At 67.7% G+C, this 20,244-nt stretch carries 19 protein-coding genes and 1 pseudogene; 10 read left to right on the forward strand and 10 right to left on the reverse strand.

The window, feature by feature from the left end; genetic code table 11:
• Nucleotides 1–52 precede the first annotated feature (52 nt).
• The 9 genes and pseudogenes from dnaB to QGN30_RS02180 all read right to left on the reverse strand — a co-directional run bounded on the left by dnaB (nucleotide 53) and on the right by QGN30_RS02180 (nucleotide 9,107).
• Entirely contained in the window at nucleotides 53–1,429 is a 1,377-nt protein-coding gene (gene dnaB, locus QGN30_RS02140) for a replicative DNA helicase (protein WP_009952120.1), read from the reverse strand.
• 529 nt (nucleotides 1,430–1,958) lie between these two features.
• Nucleotides 1,959–2,417, reverse strand: a complete 459-nt coding sequence (rplI, locus tag QGN30_RS02145; RefSeq protein WP_095562375.1) for a 50S ribosomal protein L9 — start codon at nucleotides 2,415–2,417, stop codon at nucleotides 1,959–1,961.
• A gap of 30 nt (nucleotides 2,418–2,447) precedes the next feature.
• On the reverse strand, nucleotides 2,448–2,702 hold the full coding sequence (rpsR, locus tag QGN30_RS02150) for a 30S ribosomal protein S18 (RefSeq protein WP_003874730.1): 255 nt from the start codon (nucleotides 2,700–2,702) through the stop codon (nucleotides 2,448–2,450).
• Nucleotides 2,703–2,739: 37 nt separating this feature from the next.
• Nucleotides 2,740–3,258, reverse strand: a complete 519-nt coding sequence (locus QGN30_RS02155) for a single-stranded DNA-binding protein (RefSeq protein ID WP_095562374.1) — start codon at nucleotides 3,256–3,258, stop codon at nucleotides 2,740–2,742.
• A gap of 117 nt (nucleotides 3,259–3,375) precedes the next feature.
• Nucleotides 3,376–3,666: a 30S ribosomal protein S6 gene (rpsF, locus tag QGN30_RS02160; RefSeq protein ID WP_007771721.1), complete on the reverse strand. Its 291-nt coding sequence runs from the start codon at nucleotides 3,664–3,666 to the stop codon at nucleotides 3,376–3,378.
• Between the two features lie 133 nt (nucleotides 3,667–3,799).
• Nucleotides 3,800–4,440 (reverse strand): annotated as a pseudogene (locus QGN30_RS02165) (DJ-1/PfpI family protein).
• 1 nt (nucleotide 4,441) lies between these two features.
• Nucleotides 4,442–6,088 (reverse strand): glycosyltransferase family 87 protein, encoded by a 1,647-nt coding sequence (locus QGN30_RS02170; protein WP_095562373.1) that lies wholly within the window; start codon nucleotides 6,086–6,088, stop codon nucleotides 4,442–4,444.
• Entirely contained in the window at nucleotides 6,085–8,607 is a 2,523-nt protein-coding gene (locus QGN30_RS02175) for a transglycosylase domain-containing protein (protein WP_038534708.1), read from the reverse strand. The genes QGN30_RS02170 and QGN30_RS02175 overlap by 4 nt, the downstream gene beginning before the upstream one ends.
• Before the next feature lie 65 nt (nucleotides 8,608–8,672).
• Nucleotides 8,673–9,107, reverse strand: coding sequence for a DUF5318 family protein (locus tag QGN30_RS02180; RefSeq protein ID WP_036389608.1), 435 nt, complete (start codon nucleotides 9,105–9,107; stop codon nucleotides 8,673–8,675).
• A 120-nt stretch (nucleotides 9,108–9,227) separates the two neighbouring features.
• Here QGN30_RS02180 and QGN30_RS02185 point away from each other — a divergent pair, with 120 nt between their 5' ends.
• From QGN30_RS02185 to QGN30_RS02225, 9 genes are all read left to right on the forward strand, one after another.
• Nucleotides 9,228–10,106 carry a DUF1707 SHOCT-like domain-containing protein gene (locus QGN30_RS02185; RefSeq protein WP_026071086.1) on the forward strand — a complete coding sequence of 293 codons (879 nt, stop codon included), beginning with the start codon at nucleotides 9,228–9,230 and terminating at the stop codon, nucleotides 10,104–10,106.
• Between the two features lie 161 nt (nucleotides 10,107–10,267).
• Nucleotides 10,268–10,810 carry a PadR family transcriptional regulator gene (locus QGN30_RS02190; protein WP_003874738.1) on the forward strand — a complete coding sequence of 181 codons (543 nt, stop codon included), beginning with the start codon at nucleotides 10,268–10,270 and terminating at the stop codon, nucleotides 10,808–10,810.
• A gap of 55 nt (nucleotides 10,811–10,865) precedes the next feature.
• Nucleotides 10,866–11,960, forward strand: a complete 1,095-nt coding sequence (locus QGN30_RS02195; protein ID WP_008262662.1) for an inositol-3-phosphate synthase — start codon at nucleotides 10,866–10,868, stop codon at nucleotides 11,958–11,960.
• Nucleotides 11,961–12,173: 213 nt separating this feature from the next.
• A complete protein-coding gene (locus QGN30_RS02200) occupies nucleotides 12,174–13,301 on the forward strand; it encodes an LLM class flavin-dependent oxidoreductase (protein WP_248923314.1) in 1,128 nt (375 codons plus the stop codon).
• Nucleotides 13,298–14,467, forward strand: a complete 1,170-nt coding sequence (locus QGN30_RS02205; RefSeq protein WP_248923313.1) for a sulfotransferase family protein — start codon at nucleotides 13,298–13,300, stop codon at nucleotides 14,465–14,467. Before QGN30_RS02200 ends, QGN30_RS02205 begins: the two co-directional genes overlap by 4 nt.
• 1 nt (nucleotide 14,468) lies before the next feature.
• Entirely contained in the window at nucleotides 14,469–15,272 is an 804-nt protein-coding gene (locus QGN30_RS02210) for a sugar phosphate isomerase/epimerase family protein (protein ID WP_248923312.1), read from the forward strand.
• Between the two features lie 2 nt (nucleotides 15,273–15,274).
• Nucleotides 15,275–16,483 carry a DUF1214 domain-containing protein gene (locus QGN30_RS02215; protein WP_038534698.1) on the forward strand — a complete coding sequence of 403 codons (1,209 nt, stop codon included), beginning with the start codon at nucleotides 15,275–15,277 and terminating at the stop codon, nucleotides 16,481–16,483.
• A gap of 15 nt (nucleotides 16,484–16,498) precedes the next feature.
• Nucleotides 16,499–17,419 (forward strand): alpha/beta fold hydrolase, encoded by a 921-nt coding sequence (locus tag QGN30_RS02220; protein ID WP_248923311.1) that lies wholly within the window; start codon nucleotides 16,499–16,501, stop codon nucleotides 17,417–17,419.
• A 6-nt stretch (nucleotides 17,420–17,425) separates the two neighbouring features.
• Nucleotides 17,426–18,031, forward strand: coding sequence for a TetR/AcrR family transcriptional regulator (locus QGN30_RS02225; RefSeq protein ID WP_095562371.1), 606 nt, complete (start codon nucleotides 17,426–17,428; stop codon nucleotides 18,029–18,031).
• Here QGN30_RS02225 and QGN30_RS02230 read toward each other — a convergent pair.
• A complete protein-coding gene (locus QGN30_RS02230; protein WP_248923310.1) occupies nucleotides 17,972–18,985 on the reverse strand; it encodes an NAD-dependent epimerase/dehydratase family protein in 1,014 nt (337 codons plus the stop codon). The genes QGN30_RS02225 and QGN30_RS02230 overlap by 60 nt on opposite strands.
• Nucleotides 18,986–19,035: 50 nt before the next feature.
• On the opposite strand from QGN30_RS02230, the gene QGN30_RS02235 reads away from it, so the two are divergent.
• Nucleotides 19,036–20,226 carry an NADH:flavin oxidoreductase gene (locus QGN30_RS02235; protein ID WP_248923309.1) on the forward strand — a complete coding sequence of 397 codons (1,191 nt, stop codon included), beginning with the start codon at nucleotides 19,036–19,038 and terminating at the stop codon, nucleotides 20,224–20,226.
• Nucleotides 20,227–20,244: the final 18 nt, after the last annotated feature.

Raw genomic sequence — 20,244 nt, forward strand, 5'->3', positions numbered from 1 at the left:
CAAACAATCAGTACACGGTCGTCAATCACCACTGCATCGCGACAGTCGGACGTCACCGCGCCATGTTGGCGAAGCGCGACAGATGCAGCTGGTGCGCGACGGTCACCGTCTTGGTCGGGCCGTTACGGTGTTTGGCGAGAATGAAATCCGCCTCTCCCCCGCGCGGATCGTCCCTTTCGAATGCGTCCGGGCGGTTCAACAGAATCACCATGTCCGCATCCTGTTCCAGCGATCCCGACTCACGAAGGTCGGACAGCATCGGCTTCTTGTCGGTGCGCTGCTCGGGTCCGCGGTTGAGCTGGCTGATTGCGACCACGGGAACCTCGAGCTCCTTGGCCAAAAGCTTCAGCTGACGGGAGAATTCGGACACCTCGAGCTGCCGCGACTCCACCTTCTTACCCGACGACATCAGCTGCAGGTAGTCGACCACCACCAGGCGCAGGTCGGCCTTCTGCCGCAACCGGCGCGCCTTGGCGCGGATCTCCATCATCGTCAGGTTCGGCGAATCGTCGATATACAGTGGCGCCTCACTGATTTCGCTCATCCGCCGCGCCAGCCGCGTCCAGTCTTCGTCACTCATCCGGCCCGAACGCATGTCGGCGAGTTTGATTTTCGCCTCCGCCGACAGCAACCGCATGACGATCTCGGACTTGCTCATCTCCAGCGAGAAGATGACGCTGGCCATGCGGTGCTTAATTGAACACGAGCGTAAAAAATCTAGTCCTAGCGTCGATTTCCCGACTCCAGGCCTGGCCGCCACGATGATCATCTGCCCGGCGTGCAGACCGTTGGTCACCTCGTCGAGTTCGGTGAAACCCGTTGGCACGCCGCGCGCCACGCCGCCGTTGGACGCGATGGCGTCGATCTCGTCCATCGTCGGCTGCAGCAGATCCTCGAGCGGAACGAAATCCTCCGTCGTCCGCCGGTCGGCCACCTCGTAGATCTCGGCCTGCGCGCGGTCGACCACCTCGGCCACATCGGCACCCTCGGCGCCCGCGTAGCCGTACTGCACCACGCGGGTGCCGGCCTCGACCAGGCGCCGCAGTAGCGCCTTCTCGGCGACGATGGTCGCGTAGTAGCCCGCGTTGGCCGCGGTGGGCACCGTCGAGATCAGCGTGTGCAGATACGGCGCGCCGCCGATCCGGCGCAGCAGGTTGCGGCGGTCCAATTCCGCGGCGACCGTGACGGCGTCGGCCGGCTCACCGCGCCCGTACAGGTCCAGGATCGCGTCGTAGACGTTCTGGTGCGCGGGGCGGTAGAAGTCGCCGGGCCGCAGCCGCTCGAGCACGTCGGCGATGGCGTCCTTGCTCAGCAGCATGCCGCCCAACACCGCCTGCTCCGCCGCCATGTCCTGCGGTGGCTGACGCCCGAAGTCCTCGCTGGGCGACGACGCATCCATGCCCGACGTCAGATCATCGACGACCGCCATGGATTCCCTTCTCCCGCGCTCCACTCATCCGAACATACATTCGACAACCGACATTGAGGGTAGGTCAAGGTCCTGACTCCTTCGCCTCGGAGCGCCCACACGCTCGGCGCCGGGACGACGCTAGACGTTGCTGGCTACTAGGTAAAAGGGGTGCTGTTCATGAAGCTGTGCATCGTGTGTGCATATACATCGACACCTGTGTTGAGCGGGGTGTGGAGAACCTGTGGATTAAAGCAAAGGGCCAGGACATAGGTGCAGATACCGGCCATACAACGCCATGAAAACCATGTGGACAAGAATCTCTACGGCGTGTCGGGCCGGGTTACGGTCCCGGGCGTGTTGGCTTTCCGCCATATTTTCCCAGCGTTACGGGCCGGTAACGCGGACCGTTCGGATGCGGCCCAGAAATCGTTCGCTACGGAGCACGTCCGCGACCACCCGGGGCAAACAACGGCCGCAAGCCCGCAGCGCAAAAAGCCCGGCGGCGGCCGATCAAGGCCACCGCCGGGAATGAGCAAATGTCGGGTGCTTAGCTCTGCGCGACCACTTCGAGCGCGACCTCGACGTCGACCTCGGGGTGCAGGTGCACCGCCACCGGGTGAGTACCGAGGGCTTTGATGTGCGACTTCGGCAGCCGGACGATCCGTCTGTCCAGGTTGGGGCCGCCGGCCTTCTTGATCGCGGCGACGACGTCGCCGGCGGTCACCGAGCCGAACAGCTTCCCGGAATCCGCCGCGGTCTTCACCGGCAGCGAGACCGGTCCCAGCGCCTCGATCGCCGTCTTGAGTTCGTTGGCGTGGCCGAGGTCGCGCACCGCCTTGGTTTCGCGGGCCCGGCGGATGTCGTCGGCCTGCTTCTGCGCGCCGCGCGAGGCCACGATCGCCAGTCCGCGCGGGAGCAGGTAGTTGCGGCCGTAGCCATCCTTGACCTCGACAGTGTCGCCGACGGTACCGAGGTGGTCGACGTCGGCCGTCAGAATCAGCTTCATCGTTCGTAACTTTCAGTTGGCCTTCGACGCCTACCGCGCCGAGGAGGTGAAGGGCAGCAGCGCCACTTCGCGGGCATTCTTCACCGCGATGGCGATGTCGCGTTGGTGCTGCACACAGTTGCCGGTGACGCGACGCGCACGAATCTTGCCGCGCTCACTGATGTAGGTGCGCAGCAGCGCGGTGTCCTTGTAGTCGATCGCTTGATCCTTCTTGGCGCAGAAGACACACTTCCGCGCCTTGACCGGCTTTTCCGGAGCCGGGCGCCGCTTGTTGGACTTGGCCATGTCTGTCTTTCTTTCCCTTTTCTACTGCTGAAGTTCTTTAGAACGGCGGTTCGTCGTCGCCGCCGCCGAACGAGCCCGACGCCGGCGCGCTGCCCCACGGGTCGTCGGCCGGTGCGCCGGTTGCGGGCGCCGCCTGCTGGCGGGATCCACCGCCGCCACCACCGCCGAAGCCGCCGCCGCCACCGCCACTGCGCGAGGCCTTGTTGACCTTGGCCGTGGCATACCGCAGCGAGGGGCCGATCTCGTCGACCTCGACCTCGACGACGGTGCGCTTCTCACCTTCGCGGGTCTCGAACGAACGCTGCTTGAGCCGGCCCGTGACGATCACACGGGAGCCGCGGGTGAGGCTTTCGGCGACGTTCTCGGCGGCTTCCCGCCAGATGTTGCATCGCAGGAACAGCGCCTCGCCGTCCTTCCACTCCCCGCTCTGGCGGTCATAGATCCGAGGCGTCGACGCCACCGTGAAATTCGCGACGGCGGCACCCGACGGAGTGAACCGCAGTTCTGGGTCTGCGGTCAGGTTTCCGACGACGGTGATAGTGGTGTCACCAGCCACAGTTTCCTCCTCGTTCCACGCTGTTGCTCGCCGCTCCGGTAGTGGATGTCATGAGCGTGTCCTCGCTGAGCCTACGCAGGTGCACCCCGCCGTGGGTCCACGGCGCGGCCACGATTGTTAGTGCTTGTCGGTGCGCATCACCTTGGTGCGCAGTACCGACTCGTTGAGGCTGAGCTGGCGGTCGAGCTCGGACACCGTCGCGGGCTCGGCTTTCAGGTCGACGACGACGTAGATGCCTTCGGCGTGCTTGGCGATCTCGTAGGCCAGCCGGCGCCGGCCCCAGATATCGACCTTGTCGACGGATCCGCCATCCTTGCGGACGACGTTCAGGAACGTCTCCAAGGACGGTGCAACGGTGCGCTCGTCGAGCGTGGGGTCAAGAATGACCATGATTTCGTATGGACGCATGGAAACCTCACCACCTCCTCTGGTCTCAAGCGGCCACGGTCGATCCGTGGCAGGAGGGTCGCCTGCGTCGGCAACCGCCCCAGGCTACCGGATACAGGGCTGACCAGAAAATCCGCGCGACGGCGCAACCCCGCTACCGCCGGGCGGCCATGTATTCCTTGACCCTGGCCAGCGTCGCTGGATCGGCCTTGGCGAGCGCACCGGAATCGAATGGCGGCTGCGGGTCGTATTCGATGAGCAGCTGGGCGGCCTGCGCGGCCTGGCGGTCGACGAGCAACTCCACCAGCCGCAACGCCATGTCGATGCCGCTGGACACCCCGGCCGCGGTGATGATCCGCTGCGGCAGGTGCTCGACGACCCGCTCGGGCACGTAGCGCGCGCCCAAATTGTTGAGCAGGTCGGCGGCGCCCCAGTGGGTGGTGGCGGTCAACCCCTCGAGCAGTCCGGCCGCAGCCAACAGCAATGAGCCGTGCAGACCGAGGTGGTGAACCTGGTGCTCGGATGCACCGCCCGCAGCCAGTCCCGGATGGCCTCGTCGTGGATCAGTTGGCGGGTACCGATGCCGCCGGGAAACACCACCACCTCCGGGGTGCTCACCTCATCGAAAGTGGCGTCGCAGGTGACGCCGAGCATTCCGTTGTCGGTCCGCACCTCACCGCGGCGGTGCCCGACGAACACGACCTCGATCGACGGAATGCGTTGCAGCACCTCGTAGGGCCCCACCGCGTCCAGAGCGGTGAAGCGCGGAAAGATCGGGATGGCGACCCGGGTCATGTCATGGCGCCAGTGCCGGTTGTTCGTCGGCGTCCTCGGGCACGGGGGCGCTCGCGCGGCGTGAGCCCACCGGCCGCAGCCAGTCCGGCAGCCAGCCCGGCGGGGCGTCGGGTGCGCGGTCGAACGGCCCGCCCGCCGGGTCGTCCACCCGTCCGCCCCAGCGCACCAAATCCTCGTCGGGCCGGTAGATCTGGCGGATCACCAGCGCGCACAACGCGATGACCGCGACGTCACGCAACAGCACCGTGGTGGTGAAGAACTGCTCGGGCAGCGAACGATTGGGATTGCCGTACAGGTAATACATCCGCGGCACCCACACCAGCGCGTCGATGGTCATCCACGCCAGCAGCACCCGGCGATGCGGCAGAGCCAGCACCGCCAGCGGCACCAGCCACAGCGAGAACTGCGGACTCCACACCTTGTTGGTCAGCAGGAAAGCAGCCACCACCAAGAACACGACCTGCGCCACCCGCGGTCGCCGCGGAGCGGTCAGGGTGATGAATGCGATTGCCGCACAACACGTCACGAACAACACCGCGACGACCGTGTTCAACACCGTCGGCGGTTGCCAGAAACCCAGCTTGGGATCGAAACCCCGCCAGCCGGTGAACGACTTCACGACGTTGTACAACGAGTCCATGTCATCGCCGCGTCGCGTATTGAGCCGGAAGAACTCCGACCATCCGCGCGGAAAGAACACCAGCACGGGCAGGTTCACCAGCAGCCAGGTCACCACGGCCGCCGCCGCGGTGCGGCCCCACGCCCGCAGCCGCCCGGTCCGGATTCCCAGCAGCAGCATGGGACCCAGGAACAGCAACGGGTACAACTTTGCCGCCGCCCCCAACCCGATCAGCACACCGGCCAGCATCGGCCTGCGCCGCGCCCAGGCCAGCAATCCGGCCATCGCGAAACCCGTTGCCAGCGCGTCGAAGTTGGTGAAGATCTGAAAGATCAGCACCGGCGATGCCGCCACCAGGGCCGCATCCCAGACCCGCCGCCCGGCCAGGCCCGCGGACGCCCAGACGGTGGCCAGCCAGGCCAGCGCGAGTCCGAACGCCGAGACGTTGAAGAACATCACGACCTCGGCGACCACCGGAAGCGGGGCCAGCTTGCTCAGCGCCGTGTAGGTCTTGGCCAGCGCCATCGACACGTACTGGTACATCCCCGTCAGCACGGGATACTCCATGTACCGCACTGCGGGCCGGCCGTCGTAGCGGATCTGCTGGGCGCCGGTGGAGTCGGTCTCGATCCAGCTCGACTTGTACGGAAATTTGCCCTGGCTCAACAACTCCGCGCCGTAGAGCGGCACCGTGTCGGAATAGCACAGCTCGTAGTAGGCGCGCTGGTTGTCCCAATTGGCCACGCGCTGATCGCCGGTGCCGGTGCCGGTGCTTTGCAGGCAGGCCGCCTTGGTCGACCAGCCGAGCGCCAAAAAGACCAACCCGATCAGGAACATCACCCGCAGCGGCGTCATCAACCGAGCGCGGCCGATCAGCGCGTGCCGGCCGACGGGACCCCCGACGACGTCGGCGAGCGCGGCGCCCAGAAAGTCGGTGCGGCTCGGGCAGTCTCGGTTGTCGGCGCTGCGTAGGTCCGCGGCCAACGACCGCGGTGAAATGGTGGCTCCGTGTTCCGCGTCCCCGGTCACGGCGGCGGGGGCGGCGCTTGGGGCCCACCCGGCGGGACACCGCCGCCCGGCTCCGGAGCGCCCGGCGGGCCGCCGCCGGGCGGCGGTGGCGCGAGCGTGATCGTGGTGGGCGGGCCGACCGGGATGGTGATGCCCGGCGCCACTTCGATGGTGGGCTGAATGACGGTTTCGGCCGGCGGCTTCGGCGGGGGCGGCGGCGCCGGCACGCCCGCGTAGCCGCCGATCTCGGTCGGCTTGGGGAAGGATTCGTTGGAGGTGCCCTTGAGCGCGCCGTCCATGGTGGCCTTCCAGATATCCGATGGCAGCCCCGACCCATAAACCGGTGCGCCCGAGGCCGTTACGAGCGGTTCGTCGCCTTTGGCGGTGCCCAGCCACACGGCCGTCGACAGCGACGGCGTGTAGCCGACCATCCAGGCGTCCTTGTCCGAGTTGGTGTCACCCAGCTGCGTGGTGCCGGTCTTGGCCGCCGATGGCCTGCCGCCGGCGAGGGCGTGGCCGCGCGAGTAGCTGGCGATCGGTGCCATGGCGGCGGTGACGTTGTCGGCGACGGCCTTGGGGATGCGCTGCTCGCCGTTGTCCTCGGACTTGCTCGCATCGAACAGCACCTGGCCGTCGGAATTGACCACCTTCTGCACGAAATGCGGCCGATGATAGACGCCGGAGGCGGCCAGCGTGGCATACGCCGAGGCCATGTCGATCACCCGGGTTTGATACTGGCCCAGCACGATTCCGTTGTTCGGTGGTCCCCCCTTGCCGTCCTCGGACAGGGTGTGGGGGACGCCGGGGAAGCTGGTCGCGACGCCGGCCCGGTGCGCGGCGTCGGCCACGGCCTGCGGTCCGCCCTTGAGCTTGAGCATCAGCCGGTAATACGAGGTGTTCAACGATTGCTTGAGCGCCTGGGCGATGTTGCACGTCCCGCAGCTTTCGCCCTCGACGTTCGTGATCTTGATGCCGTCGACGGTCAACGGCGAACTGTCCACCTGATAACCCAGGCCGATCCCCTGCTCGAGCGCGGCGATCAGGCAGAACACCTTGAACGAGGAACCGGTCTGCAATCCGGCCTGAGCGAAGTCGAAGCCGTTGGCGTCGCTGCCGCCGTAGTAGGCGCGGATGGAGCCGTCGTGCGGATCGACCGACACCACCGCCGTGCGCATGTCGGGGTCTTGGCCGTCGAGGTATTTCGACACGGCCTTCTCGGCGGCCTGCTGGGCCTTGGGGTCGATGGTGGTGGTGACCTGAAGCCCCTGGGTGTTCAGCGTCCGTTCGTCGATGTTGAACAGATCCATCAGTTCTCGGGTCACCTGGCGCTCGATGAGCCCGTTGGGCCCGGTCGTCTGGTTCTGTGCGCGCGCCTGATCGGGCGGCACGGTCTGCGGGAACACCTGCGCGGCACGGTCGTTCGACGACAGCGCCTTGGTCTCCACCATGCCGTCGAGCACCCAGTTCCACCGCGCCAGGGCGCCCTTGGGGTCGACGGCCGGGTCCAGGGTGGAGGGCCGCCGAATGAGGGCCGCCAGCAGTGCCCCCTCCGATACGGTGAGCTGCTCGACCGGCTTGTCGAAGTAGGCCTTCGATGCCGCGGAGATGCCGTACGCGCCGCGCCCGAAGTAGATGATGTTCAGATAGGACTGCAGCACTTCGTCTTTGGACCACTCCCCCGACATCTTGGTGGCGATGACCAATTCCTTGGCCTTGCGCATCAGGCCGCTGATGCCGTGCTGCGCCGACCCGACGAGGGCGTTCTTCACGTATTGCTGGGTGATCGTCGATCCACCCTGCAGGTCCCCGCTGCCGAAGAGGTTGTTGTTCACCGCCCGCGCGAAGCCGCTGAAGTCGAAGCCGGGATTGGAATAGAAGTTGCGGTCTTCGGCGGCGATCACCGCCTGGCGGACGTGCACGGGCACTTGGTTGAGGTTGACGTCGACTCGATTGCCTTCCGGCGGAATGATTTTGGCGATCTCCGAGCCGTCGCTGGCCAGGATGGTCGACACCTGGTTGGTGCGAAGGTCCCCCGGCTTGGGAATGTCGACGATGAAGTACGCCATCGCGAAGGTGACGATCGGTAACAGCACCAACACGGCCGCACACAGGTAGGCGGCGCGGCGCACCCACAGCCAGTTGATCTGCTGGGTCCAGGCCCAGTCGCGCCACGGTCCGGCCGCCCGCCTGCCGGGTCCGCCGGATCCGCCGGGCCGGCCAGGCCGCGGCGGAGGTCCGCCGGGTGGGCGACCTCCGGAGCCGGCGCGCTGCTGCCGGCCCGACGCCGGCCCGCGGCTGTCCAAGGCGGCCTTGACCTCGTCGATCGCGTCACGGCGCAACGGCGTCGACGGCGGGCCGGCCAAGGCGGCTTTGACTTCGTCGATCGGGTCGGAGCGCCGCGGCGCCTGGTCGTCTCTGACCGCCGGCAGGATCGTGGTCAGGCGATCGTCGGGCGGCCCCTGCCGGCGGCGGTTGGACGGTCGCGGCGCATTGCGCTGTCCGGAATCCTGCGGACGGTCGTCGTTGTCGCGGTTGCCCACCCGCTCGGCCCCTGGCCCACGTTGGTCACCGGACGACTGGCTGTGCCGTCCTTCGTCATTCGAGCTCATTCAGTGGCCGTGCGGGCGCCGTTGCGCGCCGCCCGCGAGCGCCCGCTGCCCCTGGGAGGAGATGCCGGGCGCGCGGCGCCGAGCACGTATGACTTGACGAGGTGGTTCCAGCTGCACGTGCGGCACACCTCCACCACGTGGACCGCGAACTCCTCGAAGCGGGTGGCCAGCATCACCAACTCCTCGGCGGTCCGCGCCGAGCCCGAGACCGGGCCCAGGTGTTCGCCGAACACCCACGAGACCAGGGTCAGCTGCTCCTTGCGGCAGATCGGGCACATGACCTGGCTCGGTTTCCCGTGAAACTTGGCGGCGCGCAGCAGATACGGGTTCGCGTCACACACCTCGGACACGCCCGTCCGGCCCGAATACACCTGGGCCAGCAGTGAGCGCCGCCGAAGCGCGTAATCCACCACTTGTCGCTGCAGTCGCACGCCCACCAGAGTACGACGCCATCCCGACCAGTGATACGCAACCAAAACTGTGGCGGCCCTGCCGCGGTGCTCGGTGTCGGTTTCTGCGCCCAACGCGAGCCGGACTTCTACGATCATCCCGTGGCGAAATGGCTCGGGACACCGCTGGCCGGCGGGTTGACGGCGACCACCCGCGCCAGGGACAGCGACCGTCAGGACACCTGCACGATCCTCGACAACGCGCTGAGCGACGGCGAGGTCTCCGCCGAGGAGCATCGGGAAAGGGTCAGCGCGGCCACCAAGGCGGTGACGCTGGGCGACCTGCAGGCTCTGGTGCGCGATCTGCAGTCCAACACCGGGCGGGAACTGCCCGCCCTCGACTCGCGGCCCCGGCGGCCGCGGCTGGCCGGGTGGGGCGCACCGGCCGCCGCCTTCGTCGTCTCGGTCCTGCTGGGCATGGGGATCGGATGGGGCCTCTACGGCAACACCCGCTCGCCGCTGGACTTCACCACGGACCCGGGAGCGAAGCCCGACGGCGTCGCCGCCGTGGTCCTGACGCCGCCGACGCAACTGCACTCGGTCGGCGGGCTCACGGGATTGCTCGAGCAGATGCGCAAACGGTTCGGCGACACCATGGGCTACCGGCTGGTGATCTACCCGACGTATGCGGCGTTGGACCGCCCGGACCCCTCCGACGACCGGCGAATCCTTGCTTACACCTACCGGGGCGGATGGGGCGATCCGACCAGCTCGGCCAAGAGTTCCTCGGACGGTCCGGCGCCGGTCGACCTGAGCAAATTCGACGTCAACGCGGCGGTGGGCATCATGCGCGGCGCCCCGCAGACCCTGCGCATGAAGCCGTCCGACGTGAAATCGACGTACCTGATCGTCGAGCCGGCAAAAGACCCGACCACACCCGGGGCGCTGACGCTGTCGCTCTATGTTTCCAGTGACTACGGCGGCGGCTACATCGCATTCGGGGGTGACGGCACCGTCAAACAGATGAGTTTGCCCACGTAACGCCCCGTCCCCCCGGCGTAACTCGACCCCCCGGTGGGCTGTGACGAACTGCAAACCAACACCGAGTGGTGTTGTGGCTAATATATCGGGACGATACGATTGCGCGAGGCGTCGGACCGTCGTAACTAGCCATGCAAACCGTCTTGTGAGGGGGTGAATCGATGCTGGAGCTTGCCATCCTGGGTCTCCTCATCGAGTCGCCCATGCACGGCTACGAGTTGCGCAAACGGTTGACCGGTTTACTCGGCGCGTTCCGGGCGTTTTCGTACGGTTCGCTCTACCCGGCCCTGCGTCGCATGCAGGCCGAAGGGTTGATCGCCGAGGACGCCGCGCCGGCCGGGACGCCTGTCCGGCGGGCCCGGCGCGTTTACCAGTTGACCGACGAGGGCCGTCGGCGTTTCGGTGAGCTGGTGGCCGACACCGGTCCGCACAACTACACCGACGACGGCTTCGGGGTACACCTGGCCTTCTTCAACCGGACTCCGGCAGAGGCGCGGATGCGCATTCTGGAAGGCCGCCGCCGTCAGGTCGAGGAACGGCGGGAGGGTCTGCGTGAAGCCGTGGCGCGGGCCAGTAGCTCGTTCGACCGCTACACCCGCCAGCTTCATCAATTGGGGCTCGAGTCCAGTGAGCGCGAAGTCAAGTGGCTCAACGAGCTCATTGCTGCGGAGCGGGCTATGCCCGGCCTCTCCGAGCAAACATAATCCCCCGCACGAACCCAGCATCCAGTCAGAGGTCAGAGGTTAGGAGAACGCCCATATGAGTGAGCAGAACGCGCCGCTTGCGTCGACGGAGGTACGAGTCGCCATTGTCGGCGTCGGTAACTGCGCGTCTTCGCTGGTTCAGGGCGTGCAGTACTACTACGACGCCGACGAGAACAGTACCGTGCCCGGCTTGATGCACGTGAAGTTCGGCCAGTACCACGTGCGCGACGTGAAGTTCGTCGCCGCGTTCGACGTGGACGCCAAGAAGGTCGGGTTCGACCTGTCCGAGGCCATCTTCGCCTCGGAGAACAACACCATCAAGATCGCCGACGTGCCGCCCACCAACGTGACGGTGCAGCGCGGCCCGACGCTCGACGGCATCGGCAAGTACTACGCCGACACCATCGAGGTGTCCGATGCCGACCCCGTCGACGTGGTCAAGGCGCTGCGCGAGGCCAACGTCGACGTGCTGGTGTCCTACCTGCCGGTGGGCTCGGAGGAGGCCGACAAGTTCTACGCCCAGTGCGCCATCGACGCCGGCGTGGCATTCGTCAACGCGCTGCCGGTGTTCATCGCGTCGGACCCGGTGTGGGCCAAGAAGTTCGCCGACGCGGGTGTGCCGATCGTGGGCGACGACATCAAGAGCCAGGTCGGCGCGACCATCACCCACCGCGTGATGGCCAAGCTGTTCGAGGACCGCGGCGTGCAGCTGGACCGCACCATGCAGCTCAACGTCGGCGGCAACATGGACTTCCTCAACATGCTCGAGCGCGAGCGGCTGGAGTCCAAGAAGATCTCCAAGACGCAGGCCGTGACCTCCAACCTGCAGCGCGAGTTCAAGACCAAAGACGTGCACATCGGCCCGTCCGATCACGTCGGCTGGCTCGACGACCGCAAGTGGGCCTACGTCCGGCTCGAGGGCCGGGCCTTCGGTGACGTGCCGCTGAACCTGGAGTACAAGCTCGAGGTCTGGGACTCGCCGAACTCCGCCGGCGTCATCATCGACGCGGTGCGCGCCGCCAAGATCGCCAAGGACCGCGGCATCGGCGGCCCGGTGATCCCGGCATCGGCCTACCTGATGAAGAGCCCGCCGCAGCAGCTGCCCGACGACATCGCGCGCACCCAGCTCGAAGAGTTCATTTCGGGCTAACGCTCCTTTCTTGCTCCGCGAACGTCGAGTTGTTGCGGCGACACGCCGTGCAGGCGGCCAACAACTCGACGTTCGGCCGGGGGTGAGGGCGTACCTCGGCGGGGGTTGAGGGCGCACTTCGGCCGGGGTTGAGGGCGTACCTCGGCCGGGGTTGAGGGCGCAATAGCCGATTCATCGACACAACGCTGTGCGGGTGCTTAGCATCATCTCTCGATGACCGTTCAACCCGCGGCGTTCCTCCGCACAACGCTGCCCCTCGACCTGTCGCGGCTCGGCGAACTCGACAGCGGCCGCTACCACTCGATTTGGCTGCCCGACCATATGGTCAGCTTCTGGCCCGACTCGATCTGGACTCCCGAGTTCACCGACCTGGCTACCGCGTCCCCATCGCCGCACCGTCACCTCGACGGGCTCGCGGTCGCGGCCGCGGCGGCCGTGCTGACCGAGCGGGTGCCGATCGTCAGCGCCGTGGTCGACACCGTGCGCCGCCATCCCGTGATGCTCGCGCAGACGGCGCTGACCATCGATCACCTCGCCAAGGGGCGCTTCATCCTCGGCCTGGGCAGTGGCGAGAGCGAAAACACGCTGCCCTACGGTTTCGACTTCTCCCGTCCGGTCAGCCGATTCGAGGAGGCTTTGACGGTGATCCGGCTGCTCTGGCGCAGCGACGGCCCGGTCGATTTCGACGGCCAGTTCTACTCGCTGCACCACGCCCGACTGGACACCGAACCCTACGAAGGCCGGCCTCCGCAGATCTGGATCGGCGCCAGCGGCCCGCGGATGCTCGACATCGCCGGCAGGCACGCCGACGGGTGGTGGCCGGCGGGCGCCTGGACTCCCGGGCACTACGCCGAGATGCTCACCGCGGTGAGGACATCCGCGGAACACGCCGGCCGCGACCCGATGGCGATCACACCGTCGTTCATCCAGGTGTGCCTGATCGGCGAGGACGACGCGGCCCTCGCCGAGATCCTGCAGGCTCCCCTGGTCAAGGCGTTTCTGCTGCAGGTGTCCGCGAAGACGTTGCGCGACTTCGGTTTCGAACACCCCATGGGCGACGGTTGGCGTGGCTTTCAGGACATCGACCCCGCGGTGCTCACCCGGGACCGCATCGCCGAGTTCCTGGGCAAGGTGCGGCCCGAGATGGTGCTGTCCGTCGTGCCCCACGGGACACCGAAAGAGGTCGCCAGAATCGTCAAGACCTATGTGGACGCCGGCCTGCGCGTACCCAAGATCCTCGACTACGGCGCCATGGCCGGGCTGGCCTACGCGCAGACCTCGGCGGCGAACGTCCGCGCCGCCGAGGACGAACTCATGCGGCTCTGCGGAGACCCGTCGTGACAACGCTTTTGGACGCCGCGGAGTTGCTCGCCGCCGCCGAGGCCGAAACCGGACTGCACGACTACGGCGACCCGACATTGCCGGAGCGCTTCGCCGTCGCCGTCGACCATCTCAACGGCCTCGGCCTGGACGCCGACGGCAGATTCGAAGCCGCGCAGGTATGTCGATGGCTGCTGACCTCGCGGCTCGAACTCATCGAAGACCGCAACCGCTACCCGATCGCCGAGGAAGTGATCGATTCGCCGATGTTCGTCACGGGCGAACCACGCTCGGGGACAACGCTGATGCACGCCCTGATGTCGGTCGACCCGGGCGCTCGGGCGCTACGGTTCTGGGAGGTGATGTATCCGTCCCCGCCGCCGGGACTCGCGGGACCCGACGACGAGCGCCGGGCACGCGCCGACGCCGACTGGCGCGAGATCAACGCGAAGATGCCCAAATGGCTGCGCAGCCATCCCTACAACGACATGCTGGGCGACGGCCTGCCCGAGGACGAACGCACCTGGGCGTTCGACTTCCGCGTCATGACACCCACCGCGTGGTGGCGGGTGCCCATGCAGTCACTGGTCGGGGGCCTGGCCACCGACCCGGACGCACAGTACCGGCTACACAAGGCCATGCTGCAACAGCTCCAATACCGCAGGCCGCGAAAGTATCGGGTGCTGAAGGGCTTTCACGGATTCCGGCTCAAGGAGCTGTTCGACACCTATCCCGACGCGCGGATGGTCTGGTTGCACCGCGACCCCGTGCAGGTCGCCGCCTCACGCACCATGATGATGGCCGACATCGCCGAAGGCATGGTCGGCACCGTCGACCTGCACGCCTTGGCCAAGATGCATCTGGAGTTGACGCGCGCCGGCGTCGCCAACACCATGAGCAACCCGCTGGTCGATGATCCCCGCATCCTGCACCTCCGCTACGCCGACTTCATCACCGATCACGTTGGCGCCGTGCGGCGTTACTACACGTTCTGCGGTCGCGAACTGACCGCCGAGGCGGAGGCGGCGATGCGCGCGTACCTGGCCGACAATCGCGGCGACCGCTACGGCAAGTTCCACTACTCCACGCAACTGCTCACAGACATCGGAGAAGACCTCGACGCCCTGCACGCCGAATTCAAGCCCTTCCGCGACCGGTTCGGCGTCGCGATCGAAAAACGGGGCTGACATGACGGGCGCACACCAACGGCTGTCCGTCCACAACGTCACCTTCTACGGCGCTTCGCTGGCCGAGCTGCACGAGCACTGGGCGACGCTCGGCGTATCCCGGTTGAGCATCCTGGACGGCCAGCTGCTCGACCCGGAGTTGTCAAAACTGTTTCGGCACAACGACTATACCGTGGAGGCGGTGTACCACCTCTTCGCCGAGGGCTGCCTGACCTCCGACGCCCACGCCGCCCGGGATGCGCTGTCCGCCGTCATCGACGCGGCGGCCGAGGTGGGCGCGCACACGGTCTACATGCTCACCGGCGGACGCGGAGACCTGACCTGGAACCAGGGCGCCGAGCGCTTCTGCGAGATGGTCGCGCCGTGCGCCGCGCGCGCGAAGGCCACCGGAGTGGCGCTGGCGATCGAGAACGCGTCCAGCCTGTACGCCGACATCCACCTCGCCCACACCCTGCGAGACACCGTCGCCCTGGCGGAGATGTGCGACCTACAGGTGTGCATCGACGTGTTTCACTGCTGGGCCGAAGGCGATTTCGACACCCAGGTGCAACGGGCGCTACCGCGCACGGCGCTCATCCAGCTGAGCGACTACGTGCTCGGCGACCGGGCGCTGCCGAACCGGGCGGTCCCCGGCGACGGCGCCATCCCCATCGAAACGTTCGTGGCCCGGGTGCTCGCCGGCGGCTACACCCACGGCTTCGACCTGGAACTCATCGGGCCCCGCATCGACCGCGAGGGCAGGCTCGAATCGGCCCGGCGCGCATGCGACGTCGTCGGCGCGATGCTGGCCAGGCTGGGGGCGTGAGCATGGCCTTCGGTGACGGTCCGGACGACGCGGCCCTCCAGGAAGCCTGGACCGAATTCTGCGAGCGGCTGCGGCGCGCCGGCGAGCGCGTCTTCAAGGACCCCAACCCCACGTCGGGCAGTCATCGCGTCGACGCCTACCGGTTCCTCACCCAAAACCTCGGCCAGGCCTTCGACCTGGCCCTCGAAACTCGCGACACCGGCTACCCCGCGCTGCACACCTTCAGCGGCCCCACCCGCAAGCTCGGCGGTGACTGCGCCGACTTCACCTATCAACAGGCCTGGATCGACGGGCACTCGACCTACCGGCTCACCGGCACCCGCGGCACCGCGCGATTCTTCAACGTCACCGTGCAGGGCCGACGCACCCCCGGACCCGGCGTGCTGCACGAACCCTTCGGCGACACACCGGAAGCCAACCTGCTCGGCCATCAGCTCCGCACCGGCGAAGACGGGGCGTTCGAGCTCTACATCGGCGGTCCGGAGCGCGGGCCGAACTGGCTGCCCACCACGCCCGACTCACGAAAGCTGTTCATCCGCCAAGGGTTTGACCGCTGGGACGAGCTCCCCGCGCAGCTACGCATCGAGCGCGTCGACATGGCCGGCCCCAAACCGCTGCCCACGCCCGCCGACATGGTCGAGGCGATGCGGTGGGCCGGCGATTTCGTCACCGGCCTGATGTCGGATTGGCCCGAGTTCCCGTTCCAATACGGCGGCGTCGACGCCTACCACCCGAACAGGTTTCCCGGCGTCGGGGCGACCGACGCCGACACCAAGCGCGGCCGAGCCGCCACCAACATGTATTGGGAGCTGGCCGCCGACGAGGCGCTGATCGTCGAATTCGACGCCCACGACGGGTTGTGGATGTTCACCAACATGGGCGTCTTCTTCAACAGCATGGACTACCTGTACCGCCCGGTGAGCTACACGCCGAGCCGCACCAGGGCCGACCCGGACGGACGCATCCGGCTGGTGATGGCTCACCGTGATCCCGGCGTGCACAACTGGCTGGACACCCAGGGCTTCGAACGCGGCAACCTGACCTATCGGCACATGCTCGAGGGCCAACCCGCCGCGCTGGACACCCGGGTGGTCAAGTATGACGCGCTGCGCGGCGCGCTCCCCGAAGGAACCGCCATGGTGAGCGCCGGAGAACGCGCCGCCCAGATGTGGGAACGCTTCCGCGGCATTCGCCGCCGCTATGTCCTCTAGAGCGGTCTAGGGTCAATGATCGTGACCGACGTATCTGAGGACGAACTGGCGCAGCTACCTGAATTCGCGCTGTTGCATGAAAACGCCGAGCAGGCCGGGGTGTCCGGCCCGCTGCCCGACGTCGAACGCGTCGAATCGGGCACCGGTGAGGGCAAGATCAGCGCGCTGCGCTGGGGCGGCGCCGCGCCGCGCATCGTGTTCATCCACGGCGGCGGGCAGAACGCGCACACCTGGGACACGGTCATCGTCGGCCTCGGTGAGCCCGCGCTGGCAGTCGACCTTCCCGGCCACGGCCACTCCGCCTGGCGCGAGGACGGCGACTATTCGCCGCGGCTCAACGCCGACACCTTACTGCCGCTCCTGCGCCAGCACGCACCGTCGGCCAACCTCGTCGTGGGCATGTCGCTCGGCGGGCTGACCGCGATCCGGCTGGGCGCGGTGGCACCCGAGCTGGTCAAGGAACTCGTGCTGATCGACGTCACCCCCTCGGCGCTGCAACGCCATTCCGAGATGACCAAGGAGCAGCAGGGCACGGTCGCGCTGATGCACGGCGAACGGGAGTTCCCCAGCTTCCAGGCCATGCTGGACCTGACGATCGCCGCCGCGCCGCACCGCGAGGTGAAGGCGCTGCGCCGCGGGGTGTTCCACAACTCCCGCAAGCTCGACAACGGCAGCTGGACGTGGCGCTACGACGCCATCCGCACCTTCCCCGACTTCTCCGGCCTGTGGGACGACGTCGACGCGTTGTCCGCACCCGTGACGCTCGTGCGCGGTGGCAGTTCGGGCTTCGTCAGCGACGATGACGCGGCCGAACTCGCCCGTCGCGCAAAGCATTTCCGCGCCGCCCACGTGGTCGAGAACTCGGGGCACTCCGTGCAGAGCGACCAACCCCTCGCGCTGATCGACCTGCTGCGCGGGGTGCTCGACGCACCCTGAGCCGTCATGACCGACCACGACCGCAGCGCCAGGGCCTCCGGGCGGCCGCGTGACACCTCGATCGACGAGCGCGTGCTGTCGGTGACCCGTGACCTGTTGGTCGAGGTCGGGTGGGACGGGTTGAGCATGCGCCTCGTCGCGGCGCGGACCGGCGTCGGGCGATCCAGTCTGAACCGTCGCTGGTCGTCTAAGGCGGAACTGGTGCTGCACGCGATCCTCGGTGAAACCCCTGATCTGGCACCGTTTTCCGGTACCGATCTGACCGGCTGGATCGACTGGGTGGTGCGCGGAAGTCACGAGCTGTTCGCCAGGCCCGACGTGCGGGCCGCGGTTCCGGGTCTGCTGCTGGCCCTCGGCGAAAACGACGACTTACGCCGGGACCTGTGGGCAAGGTTCAGCGGGCCGGCCGTTCAACTTTTCGCCGACGACGTGCAGGCGACGACGCCCGCCAAGCGCCGCCGAGCCGACGTCGACGCCCGGGCAACCCTGGCGATGGCGGCGGGGGCCGCGCTGTTCGTCACGACGGTGGCCATCGAGGACGACTCCGAGACCCTACGAAACCGGGTCGCGCAGCTGTTGATCACGGCCGTCGCCGCGTCGCACCCGCAATGATTCGACGATCGCGGCTTTCGGGGATCGCCACGTGATTCCGAGGTCGCCCACGGTCTTGCTGTCGTCGGTGGGGGTGGCGGCGGTCAGCAGCAGCGCGGCTTCGTAACTGAGGCCGTCGCCGAGCGCGATGTATCGGCCGGCGACGTCGGCCAGGCGGCCGATGCCGCGCAACGCGCCCGGCGATAGCCGCACGCGCCGCACCCGCCGGCCCAGCCCCTCTTCGAGCGCGTCGATCATCTCGTCGAAGGTGAGCAGCTGCCCCCCGCACACGTAGCGGCGCGGGCCGCGGCCGGCCCGCATGATCCGCGCATGCACGTCGGCGACGTCTCGCACGTCGACCATCTGCATGCCGCCGCGCACCTTCGGTGCCACCGCCCACCGCACGATCGGCGCCCACCCTTGTTCGGTGACGCCGGGGGCGGTGCCGAAGGCCGGTCCCACGACGCTCGAGGGGTATGTCACCACGACGGGCGCGCCGGTCTCCTGCAACCGCCGGGCGACCCGGTCGGCGTAACCCTTGGTCTTCGCGTACGCGCTGCGGCCGCACGCCGTGGGCGAGTCGGGCGAAATGGCGCCGTCGGGCGGCGGGAACAGCGCGCTGTAGCTGCTGACCAACACCACCGGGTCGAGCGCGAGGGCGACCGCGCGGGTCAGGATCGCCTCCGTCGCATAGGCATTGACGTCCCACATCAACTGCGCGCGGCGTTCGTCGGTGCCCACGACGCCGGCGGCGTGCAATAGGGCGTCGGCTCCGGCGAGAAGTTCCTCGACGGTCGCGGCGGACCTCACGTCACCGGTCAATACCGTCACGGGACCGAGCGCTCGTAGCCGGTCGAGGACGGCGGTGGGGTCGGTGGGGGCGGCCAACAGCTTCACCTCGTGACCGGCCTGGATCAATGCGCGCACCGTATGCGCGCCGAGATATCCGGTTCCGCCCGTCACGGCTACGAGCATGCGTGGTTCTCCGATCTGTGATCAGCCCGTCGTGCTATATTTCGGTGCCAATGGTATCGAAACTGGCATTCAGCCCGCTGCGGCTGGGTCCCCTCACCCTGAAGAACCGCTTCATCAAGGCGGCGACGTTCGAGGGCGTGATGCCGCGCGGCACGGTCAGCGACGCGCTGATCGACTTCCACACCGAGGTCGCGCGCGGCGGGGCCGCGATGACGACCGTGGCCTACTGCGCGATCTCCCCGGGCGGCCGCGTTCACCGCGACACCGTCGTGCTGGACCGCGACCGCGTGCCCCAGCTGCGCCGACTGACCGAGGCCGTGCATGCCGCGGGTGCGCTCGTGTGCGCCCAAATCGGCCACGCCGGGCTGGTCGCCAACACGCTGTCGAACCGGACGCCGACCCTGGCGCCGTCCACCCGGGTGAGCGCGCCGGCCATGGGACTGGTTCGCGCGGCCACCGCCGAACAACTCGACGCGGTCGTCGACGGCTTCGGGACAGCGGCCCAAAACGCGGTCGACGCCGGATTCGACGCCCTCGAAATCCACATGGGCCATGGCTATTTGCTCAGTTCGTTCTTCAGCCCGAATCTGAACAGGCGCACCGACCGCTTCGGCGGCGACACCGTGCGCCGCGCCGAACTGGCCCGTCGCGTCGCCGAACGGGTCCGGGCCACCGTCGGCGACTCCGTTGCCGTCACCGCCAAGTTCAACATGGACGACGGGGTGCGGGGTGGCTTCTGGCTCGACGACAGCATCCCCACGGCGCGGCTGCTGGAGTCCGACGGGCACCTCGACGCGTTGCAGTTGACCGGCGGCAGCTCGCTACTCAACCCGATGTACTACTTCCGCGGCGATGTCCCCATGGACGAATTCATCGCCTCCCAACCCCGGCCGGTCGGCGTGGGTCTGCGCGTGATGGGCCGGCGGCTGTTCCGGGCCTATCCGTTCGAAGAGGCGTTCTTCTCAGCACTCGCGCGCCAGTTCCGCGCGGCGATGTCGATGCCCTTGATCCTTCTCGGCGGCATCAACCGGCTCGACACGGTCGAAGGCGCCCTGGCCGAGGGGTTCGAGTTCGTCGCCATGGCCCGCGCGCTGCTACGAGATCCCTTCCTGGTCAACCGTTTTCGAGAGGATTCCGCCACCGAAGGGTTGTGCATCCACTGCATGAAATGCATGCCCACCGTCTACAGCGGAACGCATTGCGTGGTGCGCGAACGGATCGAGGCGGCGCCGGTGGCCTGACGGGGCTTACGGTGGAGC

Source organism: Mycobacterium sp. 3-98 (assembly GCF_035918355.1).
Taxonomy (GTDB): Bacteria; Actinomycetota; Actinomycetes; order Mycobacteriales; family Mycobacteriaceae; genus Mycobacterium; species Mycobacterium intracellulare.

Excerpts from the sequence above, each read along its gene's own strand:
- rpsF (WP_007771721.1), bottom strand. The coding sequence starts at position 3,666 with ATGCGTCCATACGAAATCATGGTCATTCTTGACCCCACGCTCGACGAG.
- QGN30_RS02195 (WP_008262662.1), top strand. The coding sequence starts at position 10,866 with ATGAGTGAGCAGAACGCGCCGCTTGCGTCGACGGAGGTACGAGTCGCC.
- QGN30_RS02230 (WP_248923310.1), bottom strand. The coding sequence starts at position 18,985 with ATGCTCGTAGCCGTGACGGGCGGAACCGGATATCTCGGCGCGCATACG.
- QGN30_RS02220 (WP_248923311.1), top strand. The coding sequence starts at position 16,499 with ATGATCGTGACCGACGTATCTGAGGACGAACTGGCGCAGCTACCTGAA.
- QGN30_RS02200 (WP_248923314.1), top strand. The coding sequence starts at position 12,174 with ATGACCGTTCAACCCGCGGCGTTCCTCCGCACAACGCTGCCCCTCGAC.
- rplI (WP_095562375.1), bottom strand. The coding sequence starts at position 2,417 with ATGAAGCTGATTCTGACGGCCGACGTCGACCACCTCGGTACCGTCGGC.
- QGN30_RS02215 (WP_038534698.1), top strand. The coding sequence starts at position 15,275 with ATGGCCTTCGGTGACGGTCCGGACGACGCGGCCCTCCAGGAAGCCTGG.
- rpsR (WP_003874730.1), bottom strand. The coding sequence starts at position 2,702 with ATGGCCAAGTCCAACAAGCGGCGCCCGGCTCCGGAAAAGCCGGTCAAG.
- QGN30_RS02225 (WP_095562371.1), top strand. The coding sequence starts at position 17,426 with ATGACCGACCACGACCGCAGCGCCAGGGCCTCCGGGCGGCCGCGTGAC.
- QGN30_RS02210 (WP_248923312.1), top strand. The coding sequence starts at position 14,469 with ATGACGGGCGCACACCAACGGCTGTCCGTCCACAACGTCACCTTCTAC.
- QGN30_RS02190 (WP_003874738.1), top strand. The coding sequence starts at position 10,268 with ATGCTGGAGCTTGCCATCCTGGGTCTCCTCATCGAGTCGCCCATGCAC.
- QGN30_RS02235 (WP_248923309.1), top strand. The coding sequence starts at position 19,036 with ATGGTATCGAAACTGGCATTCAGCCCGCTGCGGCTGGGTCCCCTCACC.
- dnaB (WP_009952120.1), bottom strand. The coding sequence starts at position 1,429 with ATGGCGGTCGTCGATGATCTGACGTCGGGCATGGATGCGTCGTCGCCC.